Origin of the sequence: Maribacter arenosus, from assembly GCF_014610845.1 — a bacterium.
Taxonomy (GTDB): Bacteria; Bacteroidota; Bacteroidia; order Flavobacteriales; family Flavobacteriaceae; genus Maribacter_A; species Maribacter_A arenosus.
Window position 1 is genome coordinate 33,614 of record NZ_JABTCG010000009.1, and the last position, 21,850, is coordinate 55,463.

15 protein-coding genes are annotated in these 21,850 nt (G+C 44.1%); 3 read left to right on the forward strand and 12 right to left on the reverse strand.

The window, feature by feature from the left end:
• The first annotated feature begins 91 nt into the window (after positions 1–91).
• Positions 92–451, forward strand: coding sequence for a Na(+)-translocating NADH-quinone reductase subunit F (locus tag HPE63_RS17615; RefSeq protein ID WP_188315627.1), 360 nt, complete (start codon positions 92–94; stop codon positions 449–451).
• Between the two features lie 49 nt (positions 452–500).
• Positions 501–1,514: an FAD:protein FMN transferase gene (locus HPE63_RS17620; protein WP_188315628.1), complete on the forward strand. Its 1,014-nt coding sequence runs from the start codon at positions 501–503 to the stop codon at positions 1,512–1,514.
• Here the strand turns inward: HPE63_RS17620 and HPE63_RS17625 are convergent.
• Genes HPE63_RS17625 through gpmI form a run of 3 tightly spaced genes read right to left on the reverse strand, consistent with a single transcriptional unit; the run spans position 1,511 to position 4,684 of the window.
• The gene (locus HPE63_RS17625) at positions 1,511–2,278 is read right to left on the reverse strand and encodes a class I SAM-dependent methyltransferase (protein WP_188315629.1); all 768 of its coding nucleotides are present in this window, start codon (positions 2,276–2,278) and stop codon (positions 1,511–1,513) included. The genes HPE63_RS17620 and HPE63_RS17625 overlap by 4 nt on opposite strands.
• A 37-nt stretch (positions 2,279–2,315) precedes the next feature.
• Positions 2,316–3,134 carry a type I methionyl aminopeptidase gene (gene map, locus HPE63_RS17630; protein ID WP_188315630.1) on the reverse strand — a complete coding sequence of 273 codons (819 nt, stop codon included), beginning with the start codon at positions 3,132–3,134 and terminating at the stop codon, positions 2,316–2,318.
• A 32-nt stretch (positions 3,135–3,166) separates the two neighbouring features.
• A complete protein-coding gene (gene gpmI / locus HPE63_RS17635; RefSeq protein ID WP_188315631.1) occupies positions 3,167–4,684 on the reverse strand; it encodes a 2,3-bisphosphoglycerate-independent phosphoglycerate mutase in 1,518 nt (505 codons plus the stop codon).
• Positions 4,685–4,930: 246 nt separating this feature from the next.
• On the opposite strand from gpmI, the gene HPE63_RS17640 reads away from it, so the two are divergent.
• Positions 4,931–5,326 carry an ankyrin repeat domain-containing protein gene (locus tag HPE63_RS17640; protein WP_223198211.1) on the forward strand — a complete coding sequence of 132 codons (396 nt, stop codon included), beginning with the start codon at positions 4,931–4,933 and terminating at the stop codon, positions 5,324–5,326.
• Between the two features lie 103 nt (positions 5,327–5,429).
• Here HPE63_RS17640 and HPE63_RS18620 read toward each other — a convergent pair whose 3' ends face one another.
• From HPE63_RS18620 to HPE63_RS17680, 9 genes are all read right to left on the reverse strand, one after another.
• Complete coding sequence (locus tag HPE63_RS18620) at positions 5,430–5,597, reverse strand: DUF6747 family protein (RefSeq protein ID WP_317172926.1); 168 nt, start codon at positions 5,595–5,597, stop codon at positions 5,430–5,432.
• 132 nt (positions 5,598–5,729) lie between these two features.
• On the reverse strand, positions 5,730–6,491 hold the full coding sequence (locus tag HPE63_RS17645; protein ID WP_188315633.1) for a M48 family metalloprotease: 762 nt from the start codon (positions 6,489–6,491) through the stop codon (positions 5,730–5,732).
• Positions 6,492–6,531: 40 nt separating this feature from the next.
• Complete coding sequence (locus tag HPE63_RS17650; protein WP_188315634.1) at positions 6,532–7,266, reverse strand: M15 family metallopeptidase; 735 nt, start codon at positions 7,264–7,266, stop codon at positions 6,532–6,534.
• Between the two features lie 236 nt (positions 7,267–7,502).
• On the reverse strand, positions 7,503–8,660 hold the full coding sequence (locus HPE63_RS17655; RefSeq protein ID WP_223198212.1) for a gliding motility-associated C-terminal domain-containing protein: 1,158 nt from the start codon (positions 8,658–8,660) through the stop codon (positions 7,503–7,505).
• Positions 8,661–8,670: 10 nt separating this feature from the next.
• The gene (locus HPE63_RS17660; protein ID WP_188315636.1) at positions 8,671–14,745 is read right to left on the reverse strand and encodes a hypothetical protein; all 6,075 of its coding nucleotides are present in this window, start codon (positions 14,743–14,745) and stop codon (positions 8,671–8,673) included.
• Between the two features lie 336 nt (positions 14,746–15,081).
• Positions 15,082–16,221, reverse strand: coding sequence for a gliding motility-associated C-terminal domain-containing protein (locus HPE63_RS17665; protein ID WP_188315637.1), 1,140 nt, complete (start codon positions 16,219–16,221; stop codon positions 15,082–15,084).
• A 3-nt stretch (positions 16,222–16,224) separates the two neighbouring features.
• Positions 16,225–19,545, reverse strand: coding sequence for a collagen-like domain-containing protein (locus HPE63_RS17670; RefSeq protein WP_188315638.1), 3,321 nt, complete (start codon positions 19,543–19,545; stop codon positions 16,225–16,227).
• A gap of 217 nt (positions 19,546–19,762) precedes the next feature.
• A complete protein-coding gene (locus HPE63_RS17675; RefSeq protein WP_188315639.1) occupies positions 19,763–20,914 on the reverse strand; it encodes a gliding motility-associated C-terminal domain-containing protein in 1,152 nt (383 codons plus the stop codon).
• 4 nt (positions 20,915–20,918) lie between these two features.
• A partial coding sequence (locus HPE63_RS17680) for a hypothetical protein (protein WP_223198213.1) occupies positions 20,919–21,850 on the reverse strand: 932 nt, incomplete at its 5' end.

Consider the following 21,850-nt stretch of genomic DNA (forward strand, 5'->3'; position numbering starts at 1 on the left):
ATTAAAAACCGATACCTTCCTATCGGTTTTTTTTGGCTCCTTTTGGACGTATAGCAGATATTAATGAAGTTAGACTTAGAAATTAGATGAAATGAAACCCCTCACAGCGCAAGAATTACATAATTTGGCGATGAACATCGTTGGGAGATTGCTCGAAGCCGAGGGGTATGAATTTATGGGTGTAAATAGCAAACCCAAGAAGAACCCCCAATTTGTCTGCTTAAAGAATAAGCAATTGCACTTTATTGTAGTGCGAAATGTGGTCTATCCAAAAGACCCAAAAAAGTATGACCTTGATTTGATGAAAAAGATGAAAGACCATGCTCATAGTCAAGAGGGTAGAATTTACTATGCCGGGGTGGGGTTGTACAATGCCGCAGACCCAAGTTTACCCGTATACTTAAATGAGGAATATATAGTCGATTATGAAGGACTTATCGAAATACAGTAATGTTGATCATTTTAAATATGGGATTTTTTACCCAATATCCAAGTCAAATATGATAATCAATAAATGGGTATTGATTTTAATAGCAATGGCCGTTACCTCCTGTGGCAAGGCACCGGAGAAATATATCAAGAATATCAATGTGGGAGGTGCTTTGGGAACATCATACAGTATTATTTATTTGGCAGATCGAGAGCTGGACTTTCAACGCGAAATCGACTCGGTGTTCAATGTGGTGAACCAATCTTTGTCAACCTATATTCCGACTTCCGATATTTCAAGAATCAATCAAGGGGAAGACCAAGTAATGGTTGATCACATGTTTCGGGAGGTATTTACACTTTCCAAGGAAATAAATGCCAAAACCGATGGTTATTTTGATCCAACAGTAGGTATAATGGTCAATGCCTGGGGGTTTGGTCCGGGTAATAAAATAAATATGGATAGCACAGCCGTAGATAGTCTTATGCAATGGGTTGGTTTGGACAAGGTAAGTCTGACGCCAGAATACCGCATCCAAAAACAATTCCCCAATACTTATTTGGATTTCAATGCCATTGCCAAAGGATATGCCATAGACCGATTGGCCAAAATGATGGATCAAAAAGGAATTGAAGATTACCTGCTCGAAGTAGGCGGGGAATTGGTGGGCAAGGGGTTGAACCAGATAAAACAGAAACCATGGGTCGTAGGTATTGACGATCCGCAAGTAGAGGAAGGGAGAAGATTGAAGATCTTGATCCATTTAAAGGATATGGCCTTGGCATCATCAGGAAATTACCGCAAATTCAGGATTGATTCGATTACAGGTAAAAAGTATGTGCATACTATAGATCCCAAAACCGGTTATACTAAAAGTGCGAGTACCTTGGGCGTTACCGTACTGGCCGATTCATGTGCCAAGGCCGATGCCTATGCTACGGCTTTTATGGCGATGGAATTGGAGCGGTGCAAAGAAATAGTGGCGGCAAATAACGAATTGGAAGCTTATGTAATTTATTTGGATGATGAAGGGCATACGCAAGAATATATGACCCCAGGATTTCAAAAACTGGTAGCGGACTAGGATTTTCGAACGAAGGGAATAATTTCGTTTACAGCCAACCTGTACCTATTTATTTCTTCTTGGGTAAGTTTGTGGGTGAAATCAACTTCCTCTACTTCAAACCCGGCTTTTCGAAGTTTATCAAAGTAATCCCTGCCATATATACGAACATGGTCGTATTGCCCGAATATTTTAGCACGTTCCTTACGGTCTATAATGTTATCGTCTTCAAAAGTCCGTTCCCTTTGCAGATCTTGTGGAATTTGGAAAACACCCCACCCACCAGGTTTAAGAACGCGATATAACTCCTGCATGGCCTTTTGGTCATCAGGTATATGCTCCAATACATGGTTGCAAAGTATCACATCGTATGTATTGTCCTCAAAAGGCAAATTACAAATGTCCGCCTTAATATCCGACAAAGGGGAATTCAGGTCCGTTGTGGTATAATCAAGATTTTTTAACTTTCTGAATCTTTTATAAAAAGCCTGTTCAGGTGCAAAATGTAACACTTTCAAGTTAGACCGGAATAAATCCGTTTCTTGTTGAAGAAACAACCATAATAACCGATGTCGTTCCAAGGATAAGGTAGAGGGGGAAAGCACATTTTCCCTCGGATTTTCATAACCGTAAGGTAAAAATGACCTGAACCGTTTCCCATCAATGGGGTCGGTATATTTGTTTCCCCTTAGCCATAAGGCTAAAAAAGGCCGGATCCAATAACTTAATTTTATAAGCAAAGGTCTCGGAACTGCATTCAAGAAGTATTTAAAAAGTTTTTTCATTTTGCCGTTCCTGCATAGCGGGAATCATACTTCAATGCTATAGCTGTAGTTTCTTTTGTCGAAATTCATCCTCTTCGTTACTTACGATTCCCAAGGCCTTATAGATATATTGAAATGTGGATAATAGTTCGGGTTTGCCGTTTACAATGGCCACATTATGCTCAAAATGGGCACTGGGCATTCCGTCAGCAGTCAAAATCGTCCAGCCGTCCTTAAGCTGTTTTATGTTTTTTGTTCCCATGTTGATCATGGGCTCAATGGCAACCACAAGGCCCTCCACAAATTTCTTGCCCCTACCACGTTTTCCATAATTGGGCATTTCAGGACTTTCATGTAATTTTCTTCCTAATCCATGGCCTACCAATTCGCGAACAATACCATAGCCATGTTTTTCACAATGATTTTGAATGGCATAGGCAACATCACCGACACGTTTGCCTACCCTAAATTCCCGAATTCCCAAATAGAGCGATTCTTTGGCGACTTTCAATAATTTTCGGGTTTCAGGCGCTACTTCACCCACTTCGAACGTATAGGCGTGATCCCCATAAAAACCGTTTTTAAGGGCACCGCAATCCACAGAGATAATATCCCCTTCTTTTAGGGGTTCTTTGGTGGGAATACCATGGACCACTTGTGCGTTTGGACTCATATTCAGGGTATTGGGGAAGTCGTACATACCCAAAAACCCTGGTTCCGCACCCTGTTCCCTAATAAATTCCTCGGCTAATTTATCTAGAAATAAGGCATTTACCCCAGGTTTTATTTCGGCAGCCAACATGCCCAAGGTCTTAGAAACAACCAATGCGCTTTCGCGCATTAGTTCAATTTCTTCAGGAGTTTTGATTTTTATCATAGTTTGCAAAGGTAAAACAATCTGAGTTGTTTTTAAACCAAAGGTTTTTGGGTCATCGATGCAGGCTGTGGTATGCCCATTAATTTTAAAATTGTTGGGGCGATATCACCTAATACCCCATCTTTTATCACTTTCACATCTTTATCTATAAGAACCAAAGGAACAGGATTGGTGGTATGGGCGGTGTTTGGCGACCCGTCTGGGTTGATCATGGTTTCACAATTACCATGGTCGGCAATAAGAATGGTCGAATACCCATTTTCCAAACCTGCAGTTACAACCGATTCGGCACAGCTATCCACTGTTTCACAGGCTTTTATCGCGGCATTCATATCGCCTGTATGCCCCACCATATCAGGATTGGCAAAATTAAGACAAACAAAATCGGCCTCACCTTTCTTCAATTCAGGAATAATGGCATCCCTAATTTCATAGGCACTCATTTCAGGTTTTAGATCGTAAGTTGCAACTTTTGGGGACGGACAAAGGATCCGTTGTTCCCCATCAAAAGGTATTTCCCTACCGCCATTGAAAAAGAAAGTTACATGGGGGTATTTTTCGGTCTCGGCAATTCGAATCTGTTTTTTGCCATGTTTCGAAAGTACCTCTCCCAAGGTTTCCTTGATGTTCTCCTTATCGTATACCACGTGTACATTGTTGTATGAATCATCATAATTCGTAAGGGTTACATAGTACAGGATCAATTTATGCATATTCAACTCATGCATATCCTCTTGGCTCAATACCTGGGTCAATTCCCTTCCACGATCCGTTCTAAAATTGAAAAAGATCACTACATCATTTTCCTTGATATGTGCCAATGGATTACCAGCACTATCGGTCATAACAATTGGGTCAATGAACTCATCTGTAATATTGTTATCATAACTTTCTTGCATAGCCTTGGCAATATCCGTTGATTTTTTCCCAACGTTATTGACCATCACATCATAGGCTTTTTTTACACGATCCCATCGTTTATCCCTATCCATAGCATAATACCTTCCTATCACGCTAGCCAATTTTGCATTTGTATCCGAACAGAATCGGGTCAGATCCTCAAGGAAACCCTTACCGCTTTTAGGGTCTACATCCCTTCCATCGGTGAACGCGTGGATATACATTTTCAAGACTCCGGAATCCTGCCCGGCCTTGATCAAACCTTTTAAGTGTTCAGTATGGCTATGAACACCCCCATTACTGACCAATCCTAAGAAATGGACATCTTTATTGTTTGCTTTGGCGTATTCGAAAGCCTGCCGTAATACCGCTTCATCCTTTAAGGTATTTTCTTTTACGGCAAGGTTTATTTTGGCCAGATCTTGATAAACGATCCTACCAGCCCCAAGGTTCATATGCCCTACTTCACTATTGCCCATTTGACCTTCGGGAAGCCCTACGTTCATCCCATCGGTAAGCAAGTTTGCATTGGGATACTTGGTATATAGCGAATCAACAAAAGGTGTATTTGCATTGTCAATTGCTGAAACTTTTGGGTCGGGGGATTTACCCCATCCATCCAAAATCATTAAGATTACTTTTTTGTTCATGATGTGTTTATTTCAAACTACAAAAATACGGTGTTACGATTAGTATAACTAGTTATACAAGAGCCTTTTTTTTACTTTCAATGCCAATGCTCTCAATAGAATTGGAAAATTGTTGGGTGTTAAAATTTAGTTATTTAACAGTTAATGCTGAAACATTTATCTGGGAACGAGGTCTATATTTATAGTAATACTATAAATCATTCATCAATCAGTACCGGATTTTGTCCTGTACAAAAAACAATCATCATGAAAAGAACAGTTTTAATCGCTGCCACGGCATTTATGTTTGTGTGCACCACCGTATTGGCAAACAATCAAAACCAAATTGACTATTCAAAAGTAAATCCCATCTCCTTTGAAAAGGCTGAAATCAGTGCACTTTGTAAGGCTATAGTCAAAGGGGATATTGAATTAGTGAAAAAATTGATTTCCTTGGGTGAGGATGTTAATCGGAAATCTTTAGGAAAAACCCCGGCCATTTTTGCCGCCCGCTACAACAAGGGTGAAATCTTAAAATTATTGATAGACAACGGTGCGGATCTTACTATCAAAAGTGATAGTGGATACACAATTACAGAAATTGCAAAATCAGCGAATGCCAAAGAGGCTTTGGAAATCATTAGCTCGGCCATGCAAAGTTAAAACAAGTCACCGCAAAAAAAAGGACCATTGCACTAAGTGCAATGGTCCTTTTTTAATTGTTCACTTCAAATAGTGTTCAAGTAAAAGAGTGAATCGTAACCATTTAAAATTCGAAGCCAGTAGCTACCCTATAAATAAACGCATAAAATGCCATTGTCAGCATTAAAACGCAAAAAACGGAATAGGCTTTTAAGAGTATTACTACAAAATTTGGTTTGCAATTCTCGAAGGCTTCTGTGTAAATGTCTTTAAAATGTAATAGTGTTCCCATATAGTCTTGTTTAAATGATTGTAAATCAAAGCTATAAGGGTTAAATCTGAGGCAATTAAAAGATTTGGTAGAAAATCAAAGATAGTAAAATAAAGTAAAATTCAATATGTTTTATGTTAATTCTAGAAATAATCATCCCCCATATTTTGCAATTGCTTCCTTGATTTTTTCAATACGGTTCTCTGGATCGGGATGGGTACTTTGAAACTCAGGTACGCGATTAGGTCCAGCAGCAGCTTTTAAGATTTTCATCACCTCGATCATTTCATTAGGATTATAATTGGAATTGACCATAAATAACACACCGAGTTCATCACTTTCCAACTCATCTCCACGACCATTTGTTAAAAGGGTATTTTGACCTATACTACTCACTATTCCACCAGCATCGGCCCCAACTGTCGCTCCCATGGTAACGGTTTGCCAAAATTGACTGTCAGCGATACGCTCCGCGGAATGCCTGCCGATTACATGACCTATTTCATGTCCCAATACCCCTGCCAATTGGGCTTCGTTCAATTGGGAAAATAGGGCATAGGTAATAAAGACTTGCCCGCCTGGTAATGCAAAGGCATTTATGGTTTGATCATCGGCCAATAAGTGAAAATCATATTTATAGGGGGTTTCTCGGGCAATGCTATTGTCGACCAACTTTTTGCCCACATAATCAACGAATGACTGGAGCCTTTCATCTGGATACAATCCCCCATGTTGCTGCGCAATTTCTGGGGCACTTTGCAGGCCTATGGCAATTTCCTGCTCGGAAGTCATATTAATGTTTTGGACCCTACCGGTATACGGGTTTTCTTCTTTATTGTTGCATCTTTGAATTAGGGCAAAACCCACAATGGCCAAGCCAATAAAAATTCTAATTTTCCAATTGCCTCTTCTCATAGTTTGTGCTGTTCAGTGTTGACACAATGTACAAAAAGACTTATAAAAGCGCTGTATTTATGTCCAAAATATTATTTCTCACATAATTCTTTATAAACCCTGTGGTAAAGTGTTCACTACCATAAAATTCTTCATTTCTGAGCAATTGAACGATATTCAATTTACGATATGCAGTTAGCATGGGAATTGAAATAGGGGCATAGCTATAATGCCAAGGCTCATATTTAAAACCTCTTCGTTTGGGGTCATCGGTATAAACTAAATGGAAGTCGAATTTACGGGAATTCCCATCCATCCATTTCTTAAAATCCTCAAAAGGTCCTCCCGGTTCGAATTTTTCAGGAACCAGGACATCGCCACTGGTCTTTCGATACCCGTCAATGATATCGATGTCTGTGCCCCAATGATGTCTGCTTGTGCCCGGGATGGTGGAATATTCTATGATCTTATCAATAGCAGCAAGGGGTTCTAAACCGTCATCCTCGGTGTATTTCAAGTACTTTCTTTCCCAGATCAATTCCTGTCGTTCGAAATTGCGATAACTCGAAACTATTTTAAGATCTATACCGTCACTATATGCAGCTCTTTTCATAGCCAAAAAAGCATCATGGGCTTCCTTTCTAAGTTGTATTCCTTCACCATAAAGCGCAATGTCTTCCTTGCCCATTAATTCCAATACCGAATATTCAATTTCATTTGCAAAAGCAAATGATGGGGTAATCGACAATGCGATTCCTATTGTGCTGCTCTTTTTTATGAATGTTCTTCTTTTCATGCTTATTTTTTGATTTAAACCCTATGGTTTGTCGCAAGGTAACAACAAAAATGCTGCCACAATACCACTTTGGAATTTCGTATTGCCAGTAACAATATAAAAAGGGTGCGATACACGCAACCCATCATTGGGAATCACCCACATTTCTGCGGAATAAAATTAAACAAATATTCTTGTTCTTACCAAGTCCTAGAAATGCTTTAAAGCCTTACGCTCATGGTATACGCCAATAAGGATTATTGGGTCAAGGATAGATAGAGGTATCCTTGATGGCGCTGTTGTAGATCATGCATGGTAATGATATAGAAATAAATACCAGTGGCCAATCCGGAACCGCGTGCAACCACCATATTTCTATTCGAGGTGCCATCGAACTCATTTTTGTAGTTATCTTTTGAATAGACCAATACCCCATACCTGTTGAATATTTGTATGGAATTGTTGGGTGATTTTTCAATGCCATCGAGGACCAGAAAATCGTTTTTGCCATCCCCATTAGGGGTCATAAAATAATTGTCTAGTTCTAAAGTTTCAAATTGTTCAACCTTATCAGCATTTCCGCCGAGCGTAATTATTTCATAATCATTAGGAATAAAGGGTTCGGATGTTACTGACCCACGCATAAGTCCACCTTCAACATTAGTATTGCCAAGGTTTACCCATGATTGCTGATCCTTATGCCACCCAACCACCTTAAGGTCACCAATAAATTCGGCCAATGCCCCAATATTACTTAATTCATCCCATGTAAGGGTAACCGAGGTCAATACCCCTCCTTCTAAATGCCAATATTCTTTTTCGCTTACCGACATATATTCAGAAGCTATTTTCTTGGTTTCAAAACTTTTTCCGAAAACAGAAGGTGCATTGGGATTTTCGTAAAAATATGCACACTTGACCAGTGGGTCAATTATTTCAGAACGTATCCCTAAAGGTCTAAGCCTTTCATCATCGCCTACAGGGAATGTAAAATTGTACTTGTTGGTAAAGGCGGCATATCCGTCAATAAGTGAGACATCATTTTCACCAACATAGAAGGCATTTTCCATGAAATTGGTAAATACATCCGTATTGATTCTTGGTGTTATCACATCACCTATAACGAGGTTTACGTTGTTGGTCACATCTATTGGGGTGTACAGATACAAACCGTTGTCCACGGAGATTTCCGCATCGTAGAATACTGGAATATTTGTTCCGGAAACCATAATCGATTTATCAAACCCATAAAACCCTACTAACCCTGAATTTTGGTCAAAAGCGCCATCATTGATCAAATCTATATGAAAACCCATCATTGTGGAACCATGTATTTGCATATCACCAAAGTTGTGGACAGCATCTTGTGCGAAAACGCTGGAGTATAAACAAAAGGATACTATTAAATATTTCATTTGCATACCCCTATCTTAATTTGTTGATTACAAAACTGGATTCCCCAGAACCATTGAAACGCACTGTACCGGAATTAGCTTCCCTGTAGGTAACTATGGTTACGACATCATTGGCATTCAAGCTTAAGATTTCACTTATATGAATGCTTGATTGGTTATGGCCACTTGCGTTTCTAATATAACCTGATGCGGCCAAAGCTCCAATGGCTGTGCCATTAACAGCAATTCGGGCGTTTGTATTAGCCCTTGCTGAAGCACTATATAAGGACAAATTGGCCCTAATATCATATCTGCCAGATTCTTTTACAATTAAGGTATTTCCGCTTACTTGGTAAAGATTGGTTCCGTCATCTTTGTAGTCTTCGGTTCCAAATAGAGGGGCAACCGTATTGTTGACATTTAAATTGGTTGTGGTATTCGTATTCGTCCATCGGCCACCATAATTGATTTTAGATCGTTGCAGAACACCTGTGGCATCTACCGCGAGTATATCATCGGTATTTGCAGCCGTGCTCAATGTTCTTATTCTGGCGTTGCCATTTACATCGAGCTGTTCAGAAGGAGTATTAGTATTGACACCTACTTGGCCACCATTTTCCAAGAATAACCGATAATCCGCTACTCCGGATTCCACAAAGTTAAGCCCACCCGATAACAAGTTCCAATGCCATTTTGGAGATCCTGTATTATCTTGAAAAGCCAATACATCCACACCATTTGCTCTAATTACTAATGGGTGGTTATTGAAGGCGGTAGCGCCATTTACCAGAACGGATGAAGTTGTAATTTGTAATTCTTGGCTTCCACCTACTGAAAATGCCAATTCGTCTGCCGCACTTCTGTACATCCCAGTATTACTATCTGCAGAAAATCGATAAGAGGGAAGACCCGCAGTACCATCGGAGTTGTTTAATCCGGATGTACGAGTGGTGCCGTTTACCGTCATTTTATTGGTTAATCCGGAATTCGTTCCAACACCTAATCTGTTATTGGCGCTATCCCAAAATAATTGCCCATTACTTTCCGTTGGCTTTCCATCGGAACCGGCAAAAAATACGGAACCCGAAGTACCTGTGTGCTGCAAGCCCGCAAGGTCTACCGTGGTATCCGTACCGGACTCGGTGATAACTAAATTTGTACCGGTCAGTACTGCTGCAGTCAATGATTCATTGCCAATATTGGCATCGGCATCATCTACATCATCATTATTGTCGGCAAAGCCAGCTGGGATGTTGGCCAGGCTGGTCCATTCCCCGTCGAAATCGTCCGTGGAATCCGTGTCCAGATTAACCGGTAAATTGGTCAAATCCGTGAAGTCACCGCTAAAGTCATCAGTGGAATCGGTATCCAGATTCACAGGTACGTTGGTCAAGTCGTTGAAGTCACCACTGAAATCATCGGTGGAATCGGTATCCAAATTCGGGAACTCGTTGTTTACGGCCGTCGCCACCTGGGCATCGGTCAGTTGTGTATCGTCGTCCCCATCGTCCAGTCCGGCAGGCCTATTGGCCAAGCTGGTCCATTCCCCATCGAAATCATCGGTGGAATCGGTATCCAGGTTCGCTGGAACATTGGTCAAGTCGTTGAAGTCGCCACTGAAATCATCGGTAGAGTCCGTATCCAGATTAACCGGTACGTTGGTCAAATCGGTGAAGTCACCGCTAAAGTCATCGGTCACATCCGTATCCAGATTCGGGAACTCGTTGCTGATTGCCGTTGCCACCTGGGCATCGGTCAGTTGTGTATCGTCGTCCCCATCGTCCAATCCGGCAGGCCTATTGGCCAAGCTGGTCCATTCCCCATCGAAATCATCGGTGGAATCGGTATCCAGGTTCGCTGGAACATCACTCAAATCGTTGAAACTTCCTGTGAAATCATCGGTGGAATCGGTATCCAAATTCGGGAATTCGTTGTTTACCGCCGTTGCCACCTGGGCATCGGTCAGTTGTGTATCGTCGTCACCATCGTCCAATCCGGCAGGCCTATTGGCCAAGCTGGTCCAATCGCCATCGAAATCATCGGTGGAATCCGTATCCAAATTCGCCGGTACGTCGGAAAGGTCATTGAAACTCCCCGAGAAATCATCGGTGGAATCGGTATCCAAATTCGGGAATTCGTTGCTTACGGCCGTTGCCACCTGGGCATCGGTCAGTTGTGTATCGTCGTCACCATCGTCCAAACCGGCAGGCCTATTGGCCAAGCTGGTCCATTCCCCATCGAAATCATCGGTTGAATCGGTGTCCAAGTTCACAGGCACATCACTCAAATCGTTGAAACTTCCTGAGAAATCGTCTGTTGAATCGGTATCCAAATTCGCTGGTACGTTCGTCAAATCGGTAAAGTCACCACTGAAGTCATCGGTCACATCGGTATCCAAGTTCGGGAACTCGTTGCTTACGGCCGTTGCCACCTGGGCATCAGTCAGTTGTGTATCGTCGTCCCCATCGTCCAATCCTGCAGGCCTATTGGCCAAGCTGGTCCATTCCCCGTCGAAATCATCGGTGGAATCGGTGTCCAGATTCACAGGTACATTGGTCAAATCGGTGAAGTCACCGCTAAAGTCATCGGTCACATCGGTATCCAAATTCGGGAACTCGTTGTTTACGGCCGTTGCCACTTGGGCGTCGGTCAGTTGTGTATCGTCGTCCCCATCGTCCAAGCCGGAGGGCCTATTGGCCACGCTGGTCCATTCCCCATCGAAATCATCGGTGGAATCGGTGTCCAGATTAACCGGTACGTTGGTCAAATCGGCGAAGTCGCCACTAAAGTCATCTGTCACATCGGTATCCAAATTCGGGAACTCGTTGTTTACGGCCGTTGCCACCTGGGCATCGGTCAGTTGTGTATCGTCGTCCCCATCGTCCAAGCCGGCGGGCCTATTGGCCAAGCTGGTCCATTCGCCATCGAAATCATCGGTGGAATCCGTATCCAAATTCGCAGGCACGTTTGTCAAGTCATTGAAGTCGCCGCTGAAGTCATCGGTGGAATCCGTGTCCAGGTTTACTGGAACATCACTCAAATCGTTGAAACTTCCGGAGAAATCATCGGTGGAATCGGTATCCAGATTCGCTGGTACGTTGGTCAAGTCGGTAAAGTCACCACTGAAGTCATCCGTGGAATCCGTATCCAGGTTAGCCGGTATATTGGTCAAATCGGTGAAGTCGCCACTGAAGTCATCCGTGGAATCCGTATCCAGGTTCGCTGGTACGTTCGTCAAATCGGTAAAGTCACCACTGAAATCATCGGTCACATCCGTATCCAGATTCGGGAACTCATTGCTTACGGCCGTTGCCACCTGGGCATCGGTCAGTTGTGTATCGTCATCGCCATCGTCCAATCCGGCAGGCCTATTGGCCAAGCTGGTCCAATCCCCATCGAAATCATCGGTTGAATCCGTATCCAAATTGGCAGGCACGTTTGTCAAGTCGTTGAAATCGCCACTGAAGTCATCCGTGGAATCCGTATCCAAATTCGCCGGTACGTTGGTCAAGTCGGTAAAGTCACCACTGAAATCATCGGTCACATCGGTATCCAGATTCGGGAATTCGTTGTTTACGGCCGTTGCCACTTGGGCATCGGTGAGTTGTGTATCGTCGTCCCCGTCGTCCAATCCGGCAGGCCTATTGGCCAGGCTGGTCCAATCGCCGTCAAAATCATCGGTTGAGTCCGTATCCAGATTCGCTGGTACGTCGGCTAGGTCATTGAAACTTCCTGAAAAATCGTCCGTGGAATCCGTATCCAGATTCACAGGTACATTGGTCAAATCGTTGAAGTCGCCACTGAAATCATCCGTGGAATCGGTATCCAGGTTCGCTGGAACATCAGATAGGTCATTGAAACTTCCTGAGAAATCATCGGTCAGATCGGTATCGAGGTTCGGGAACTCATTGCTTACGGCCGTTGCCACCTGGGCATCGGTCAGTTGGGTATCGTCGTCACCATCTGCAATATCCGCAGGAATGCTGGTAAGGCTGGTCCAATCGCCATCGAAATCATCGGAGGAGTCCGTATCTAGGTTCGCTGGAACATCACTCAAATCATTAAAACTTCCTGAGAAGTCATCGGTGGAATCCGTATCCAAATTCGCAGGTACGTTTGTCAAGTCGGTAAAGTCACCGCTAAAGTCATCTGTCACATCGGTATCCAAATTCGGGAACTCGTTGTTTACGGCCGTTGCCACTTGGGCGTCGGTCAGTTGTGTATCGTCGTCCCCATCGTCCAATCCTGCAGGCCTATTGGCCAAGCTGGTCCAATCCCCGTCAAAATCATCGGTGGAATCGGTATCCAAATTCGGGAACTCGTTGTTTACGGCCGTTGCCACCTGGGCATCGGTCAGTTGTGTATCGTCGTCCCCATCGTCCAATCCTGCAGGCCTATTGGCCAAGCTGGTCCATTCCCCATCGAAATCATCGGTGGAATCCGTATCCAGATTAACCGGTACGTTGGTCAAATCGGTGAAGTCGCCACTAAAGTCATCGGTCACATCGGTGTCCAAATTCGGGAACTCGTTGTTTACGGCCGTTGCCACCTGGACATCGGTCAGTTGTGTATCGTCGTCACCGTCGTCCAAGCCGGCAGGCCTATTGGCCAAGCTGGTCCAATCCCCATCGAAATCATCGGTAGAATCCGTATCCAAATTCGCTGGTACATTGGTCAAGTCGTTGAAGTCGCCACTGAAGTCATCGCTTGAATCCGTATCCAGGTTCGCTGGAACATCAGATAGGTCATTGAAACTTCCTGAGAAATCATCGGTCAGATCGGTATCGAGGTTCGGGAACTCATTGCTTACGGCCGTTGCCACCTGAGCATCGGTCAGTTGTGTATCGTCGTCACCGTCGTCCAATCCGGCAGGCCTATTGGCCAAGCTGGTCCAATCGCCATCGAAATCATCCGTGGAATCGGTATCCAAGTTCACTGGTATATCACTCAAATCGTTGAAACTTCCTGAAAAATCGTCCGTGGAATCCGTATCCAGATTCACAGGTACATTGGTCAAATCGGTGAAGTCGCCACTGAAGTCATCCGTGGAATCCGTATCCAGGTTCGCTGGTACGTTCGTCAAATCGGTAAAGTCACCACTGAAATCATCGGTCACATCCGTATCCAGATTCGGGAACTCATTGCTTACGGCCGTTGCCACCTGGGCATCGGTCAGTTGTGTATCGTCATCGCCATCGTCCAATCCGGCAGGCCTATTGGCCAAGCTGGTCCAATCCCCATCGAAATCATCGGTAGAGTCCGTATCCAGGTTCGCTGGAACATCACTCAAATCATTAAAACTTCCTGAGAAGTCATCGCTGGAATCCGTATCCAGGTTCGCTGGTACGTCGGACAGGTCATTGAAACTTCCTGAGAAATCGTCTGTTGAATCCGTATCCAAATTGACAGGCACGTTGGTCAAATCGGTAAAGTCACCGCTAAAATCATCGGTAGCGTCCGTATCGAATGCTGAAAGATCGATAGTTGTGGCATCTGGATCATTGGTCAAAGAAATAATTCCACCGGCATATTGTAAATCCTGTATTTCATTTCCCGCATCCGCATCCGCATCGTCTACATTCAAGGTAATCGTATTGCCCCCATCGATTCCGATACTTCCCGAAGTGCCATTTGTCGTTAAATTCTGATTGGCACCACCAGCACTAAAAGTGGTTTGTGCACCATTTTCATTGGTATAGGTGTAGGTTCCATCAAGATTATTGATCAAGGTCGTGGTGGTTTCCGCAGCTCCATAGAAAGTGATCGGACTTACAGTTCCATTGGTAAACGTGTAGGTTCCGTTACCATTATCAACCACTGATGCGCTTCCAGAAGCGGAATTATTACAAAGATTATTCCATTGCGACCCATTAAAATAATGGATGCATTGGGTATCGGTGTTGTAAACCATCGCCCCATGTAAAGGGGTTATGTTTTGCATTTGGGAGGTTGATAAACGGGTCAGCACCAATGCTTTGGTGGTACTTTCCAACTCTATGATCGATCTCGCATTTATCGTACTAGGGTTCTCACCAATTTTTACTTGGGCAGTTACCATTGTTGCAGAAAAAATGAGCAACGCAAAGATTGTTTTACTTAAATTCATAGGTTAAGTCTTGGGTGTACTAAGCTACTTTCCCGTAAAAATAACCGATGCCTAGCTTTTACCTAAGAAATTGTTGTGTATGGACAACACAATGTGGTGAAACTCATAAAGCGACACGATTCACCTATAAAACGTGCAGTTTAACTAATGGTCACGGCGGAACAACTGTGGGTAAAATCTTGAATATACTACTCCTAAACTCTCTTTTTAAGAAAGAAAATTCTGATTCCTTGGAAGACTTAATTATAGGTAATCGCAATAATAATCATAATACAACCTACGAAAATTTAGCAATATGGATAGGTTCATATGTAAACCATGGTGACTTCCAGAATGTTATTTCGCGAGGTAGATATATCCTTGATATTTTAAATTATGCGCTTTTATTTCAAGAATATAGAAATAAACCCCTTCTGGTAAATGTTGTCCTTTTTGGATGATTTTTTTGTTCCCGATCCCATTGAATTCATTTTGATAATCTGTTTTTTCATAGACAAGCTGACCCTCCCTATTAAAGATCATAAGATTATTAGTAGGGTATTCTTCAACTATTTTTAATATAAAAAAATCGTTTGCACCATCCCCGTTTGGGGTAAGGGCATAATTGCCTGAATCTCTATTTTTTAAATTAAACAAGAAACCGAAAGTAAAGATTTCATAGTCATTGGCATTGAATGTATTTGATGTTACCCAGCCCTGGTCGATTTCCCCTTCAGATTTAAAACTCCCCAAATTGGTCCATTGTTCATTTTTTTTGTCCCACCCCGCTACCGCTATGTGTTCAATCGCTTCTACAGTAGATCCTAAGTTGCAATCCGGACTCCAGTTTAGGGTTATTTGAATCATGCCAGAAGTCGTCACATTCCAAAATTCCTGGGTATGAATGGAGCTCAATTCAGCATCCTTTCGATTAATGTCAAAACCAGTGGTGAAACTCTCTGGAAAATCAGGATTTTCACGAAAGTATTCACATTTGGCCAAGAAAGGGCCATCAATAAACTCAAGTAACAATGGTCTTATTAGATTCCCATTGCCAACTGGGAAACTGAATATTTTCTGTCCTTCGACAGCGGCATGACCATCGATTTTGGCCATATCCACAGCACCTTCATAAAATGCATTTTCTGATATTTTAGTGTAGATATTTTTATTATTTCTAGCCGATGTGATATTCCCATAAATAAAATTTAGGGAATTGTCAATAATTAATGGAACTTCCAAATACAAATCGCCTTCTACAGCCGTTTCAAAGTCATAAAAAGTTGGACTGAAAGACCCCGATATAGATAGACTTTCCTCGCTATGATAAAATCCTATCAATCCTAAATTATTATCAAAGCTACCATCATTGATAAAGCCTGTATGAAAGCCTACCAAACCTTTATTATGAAGTTGTAGGTTGCCATAGTTATGCACCGCCTGACCTATTAGGCTTTGACCCAACAAAAAAAGTAGTATAAACAATCCTTTTTGCATCTTTTAGTGTTGTATGTTTATTTGCTGCCAGTCAAAACCATCACTCTGAAGCCAAATCACCTTATTTTTATTCAAAGAATTTTGAAGCATGCCTTTATTGCATATATAATCTATGTTCGTTGCATTATTACCCTTGCTAATATTTTTCAAAATATAGAGCCTTCCAGGATTATTCGCTGCGGCAGGTAAGTTTATTGTAAGATTTTTTTCAGTCATAACAATGGTAAAATCATTTTCGGTTACGGTGGTACTGATGTCGGTTCTTCGTATAGGCGCTGCAATGGAGCCTGCTATATGTAAGGATGAAGTAGGAGTTGTGGTTCCAACACCAACATTGCCATTCGTGAAACTAAGATTTTGACTTGTTATGTCGACTCCCGCAGGCCCTGTTTCACCCTGATCGCCTTTATCGCCCTTTTCGCCTTTGTCTCCTTTGTCTCCTTTGTCACCTTTTTCACCTTGCGGTCCAATCTCACCTTGCGGGCCGGTTGCACCGTCAGTACCATTTGCTCCAGCCAGACCTTGTGGTCCTTCTGGACCAACTTCTCCTTGGGGTCCGGTTGCTCCGGTATCCCCGGTTACTCCTTGTTCCCCTTTTGGTCCAGTTGCTCCGGTATCCCCTTGGTCTCCTTTTTCCCCAGTATCCCCTTTTAGGCCTTGTGGACCGGCTTCACCTGTATCTCCTTTTGGTCCAGTCTCACCAGTATTTCCTTTTTCACCTGTTTCTCCTTGCGGTCCAACCTCACCTTGTGGTCCTTCTGGACCGACTTCGCCCTGAATTCCTTGTACGCCAGTTGCACCAGTATCTCCCTTTTCACCTTGGATGCCTTGTGGACCAGTTGCTCCGGTATCCCCTTGGTCCCCTTTGTCCCCAGTGTCACCTTTGAGGCCTTGCGGACCGGCTTCCCCTTGTATTCCTTGCGGTCCGACTTCACCTGTATCTCCTTTGTCTCCTTTCTCACCTTTTAAACCTTGAGGTCCAACTTCTCCTTGGGCCCCTTTTTCACCTTGGATGCCTTGAGGTCCGGTTGCACCGGTATCACCTTTTTCACCAGTATCCCCTTTTTCACCTTGTATTCCCTGAGGTCCTTCAACTCCAGTTGCTCCGGTATCGCCTTTTTCACCTTGAGGTCCGACCTCACCTTGTGGTCCTTGAGGACCAACTTCGCCTTGCAGGCCGGTTGCACCGTCAGTACCATTTGCACCAGCTAATCCTTGCGGGCCGACTTCACCTTGGATGCCTTGTGGACCTGTTTCTCCCTGGATCCCCTGTGCTCCTGTAGCTCCGGTTTCACCTGCATCTCCTTTTTCACCCTGTGGTCCAACTTCTCCTTGCGGACCGACTTCTCCCTGAATTCCTTGCGGTCCGACTTCACCTGTATCCCCTTTTTCTCCTTGTGGACCTACTTCACCTTGCGGACCTGTCTCACCGGTAGTTCCTTTTTCACCCTGAGGTCCTACTTTTCCTTGTGGACCAGCTTCGCCTTGAATTCCCTGTGGTCCGGCCTCTCCTTGTATGCCCTGGGGTCCAACCTCTCCTTGCGAACCGACTTCTCCCTGAATTCCTTGCGGTCCGGTAGCACCGTCAGCACCATCTGCTCCAGCTATTCCTTGTGGTCCTTCTGGGCCGACTTCGCCTTGTATTCCTTGTGGACCAGTTTCTCCTTGGGCCCCTTTTTCACCTTGGAAGCCTTGAGGTCCGATCTCTCCTTGGGCCCCTGTTTCGCCTTGAATTCCCTGAGGTCCGATTGCTCCTGTTTCGCCTTGGTCACCTTTATCTCCTTTTTCACCTTGGATGCCTTGTAAACCGACCTCGCCCTGTATTCCTTGAGGTCCAGTTGCTCCTGTTTCACCAGTATCTCCCTTTTCACCTTGGATGCCTTGTGGACCGACTTCGCCTTGTATTCCTTGAGGTCCAACTTCTCCTTGGGGTCCGGTCGCTCCGTCGGCACCATCGACTCCATTCGTTCCCGCTGCTCCTTTATCTCCCTTTTCTCCTTGCGGTCCGACCTCACCTTGTGGTCCTTCTGGACCGACTTCGCCTTGTATTCCTTGAGGTCCAACTTCTCCTTGGGGTCCGGTCGCACCGTCAGCACCATCTGCTCCAGCTATTCCTTGCGGTCCGACCTCACCTTGTGGTCCTTCTGGACCGACTTCGCCTTGTATTCCTTGAGGTCCAGTTTCTCCAATAGCGCCAGTTGCTCCTGTAGCTCCGGTATCCCCGGTTTCTCCTTTGGGGCCGATTGCACCAGTTTCTCCTTGTATGCCCTGAGGTCCAACCTCACCTTGAATACCCTGTGGTCCAACCTCGCCTTGTGGGCCAGCCTCACCTTGAGGTCCGGTAGCACCGTCAGCACCATCTGCTCCAGCTAGTCCTTGTGGTCCTTCTTCTCCTTGAGGACCTGAATCCCCTTTTGGTCCTTGTTCGCCTTGAGGTCCTGCCTCACCGGTATCTCCTTTGTCTCCCTTTTCACCTTGTATACCTTGCGGACCAGTTTCTCCTTGGTCGCCTTTTTCTCCGGTGTCGCCTTTTATGCCTTGTACGGCCTTACTGACTATTTCAGTTACGGCTCCAGGAGGCCCTGGAATTCCTTGGATACCTTGCTCTCCTTTCTCACCCTTTTCACCAGTATCCCCTTTGTCACCTTTTAGACCTTGAATTCCTTGCTCGCCAGTATCCCCTTTATCCCCTTTATCACCCTTTTCCCCTTGTATTCCTCGTGGACCAGTTTCTCCCGGAATTCCCCGGGGTCCAGCCTCACCTTGCGGTCCGGTAGCACCGTCAGCACCATCTGCTCCAGCTAGTCCTTGTGGTCCTTCTTCTCCTTGAGGACCTGTATCCCCTTTTGGTCCTTGTTCGCCTTGAGGTCCTGCCTCACCGGTATCTCCTTTGTCTCCCTTTTCACCTTGAATCCCTTGCGGTCCTATTGCACCGGTAGCGTCTACTACCCCACCTTGTTCCGAAGGGGCACTGGAGGTGAACGTAGTACCATCTGCATTGCGTATGGTGAATGTGCCATTGCCATTATCTACAAAAGAAAGACTCCCGTCATTGGAACTCTTGCAGAGACTATTCCATTTTTTACCATCATAGTGGTAGACGCAAAAGGTATCTGTATTATAGATCAAAGCGCCGGCCAATGGCTTTATTTTTTGCATTAAGGCCGTATTCACCCGGGATAACACAAAGACTTTATCCCGACTTTCAAGCTCGAGAAGGGATGATTTATCTATTTCATTTGGACTATCGCCAACTTTTAGCTGGCCAATCGCGTAGTTCGCACATAATAATAAGAGTATTATGCTAAGTTTCTTAAAACTCATTTTTGGGGATTTAACTGGTTGGTTCCAACCGGAAAACTAGTCTAAAGAAGTTATTTGTAATATTTATTGTTGCAAAGACGTAAGAAAAGTATGTATAAGACGGTAATGTTGTTGTTACAAATATTCAATTATGGTATTAAAAAGGGGGTGTTCACCGATTTTATGGGTATTTCATCGAGGAATTAAAATAAAAAATAAGGAAGATAAAGACTACAAATTAACGCGTTAAATACAAAAACCCTTGGAAATCCAAGTCCAAATCGTCCATAGTTACGATGTAGAAGTACACATCGGCGGGTAATCCTTGTTGTCGATCGATTACAAAATTATCTACATTGGCGAAGCCGTTAAACTGATCCGTATAATTCTGTTGCTCAAAAACAAGAGACCCAAATCGGTTGTAGATTTTTAGATGGTTGTTCGGGGAGAGTTCCAGCAATTCGGGAATTATAAGCACATCGTTGATGCCATCCCCATTGGCCGTAACCAGGTAATTTTCCAAGGTCAGGAAATCGGCGGGTACGTCCATAGTCCCAAACGTAAGGGCCTCATAATCATCGGGGACAAAACTTTCAGAAGCCACAAATCCAGTAGACAGGTCCCCAACGGCCACCGTACCCCCTAAGGGTGTCCATTGCCGGGAGGCTTTGCTCCAACCTACCACCATAATCGTTGCGACATCATCGGTAAGTGAGGCGATAGCACTGCGTTCGTTCCAACTGATGCTGATGGTTGAAGGGACACTCCCCTCTAGCCGCCAAAATTCCGTGGCACTCACAGCCCCCAAGTCCCTCGCTCTTATGGCCGGACTAAAAGTGACCTCTAAGGAAGACGGACTACCCGGATTCTCATAAAAATAGGCACATTTGGCCAAGGGGTTAACACCCGAAGAGTTCAATATCAAGGGCCGTAATTGTTGGGTATCGCCTATGGGAAAGGTCACATTTTGTTGTTGGGTCACGGCGGCATACCCATCGACCTTGGAGAGATCGCTTTCCCCCGTATAAAACGCATTTTGTAAAAAATTGAAGTAGGACCCCGATTGGTCCTTTGGGGTCAAGAAATCGCCAAGGATAAAATTGGTATTGTTGCCGCTATTGACGCCGGTCTGTAAAAACACCCCCAGGTCGTTAACGATCTCTACATCGAAAAAGGTAGGGGCAAAGGCCCCTGATACATTCAGTAAGGCAGTGCCATAAAACCCGGCCAGGCCCACATTTTCATCAAAGGCGGCATCGTTGATCAGATCGGTATGAAAGCCCAATTGCCCTTGGTTATGGATCCGGATGTTCCCACTGTTATACAGGGCGGTTTGGGCATGTGTTACCAAACCTATTAATAACGATATAAGGATGAAAATATATTTCATTTGCTTATTGTAAGAGTGTAAAATGCCAAATAGCATTTGCAGGTACACCAGTACCATCTACTATTTGAACTGTAAACGTATTTGAACCTTGTGAAACAACATAAATTCTATTGTCTCCTTGAACGGTGAGCTGAATTATGTAATTTGAGCCTGAAACAAAACCACCATTTAATGAAACTACATATTGTCCTAAAGATGGATTTGAAATTGGGGATAATAACAACCCTGTGGTTCCAGCAGCTAAATTACCACCTCCACTGTTTACTTTTCCAATGCCTTTAACAGGACCGGTATTAGTAGGAACAGGTTGCCATGCGACTGCGCCACCCACTGTAGTCAAGACATATCCATTAATGGTATGAGGGCTAATTTTTGCTGGGGTCACATTTTCATTTAATATTTTTATGGATGTAACAGCGTCCGTAGCTAATTGAGCTGAGTTAATTCCTCCATCGGCCACTTTGAATTCATTTCCTGACGTACCATCCCCCGTAATAGTTGCCTGGTCAGCGAGTTCGGTCGTTCCGCCACCAAGGGGAAGGTCTACCCATGTAACTAATGTCCCCGTACCATTAGTTCGTAATATTTGATTCGCACCTCCAGGTTGTATTTTAGCTGGTGTAACTGATTCAGCTATTAATTCTGATTCACCGACTGAATCTGCCTGTAATTCCGATTGATCCACTGAATTAGGAGCTAAATCAGCAGCAGTAATGGTATTATCTGCAATACTTCCTCCAATACCACCTATAATCGAACCATCCGCAAGTTGCAGGGTATTTACCCCGCCATTGGCTACCTGAAGCTCGTTGCCCGTTGTCCCGTCTCCTGTGATTGTAAGGCCGTCACTGCCTACCGCACCTGCCGTTGCGGCGGACCAGACCACATTTCCCGCCCCATCGGTTGTGAGTACCTCTCCGCTGTTGCCTTCGGCTA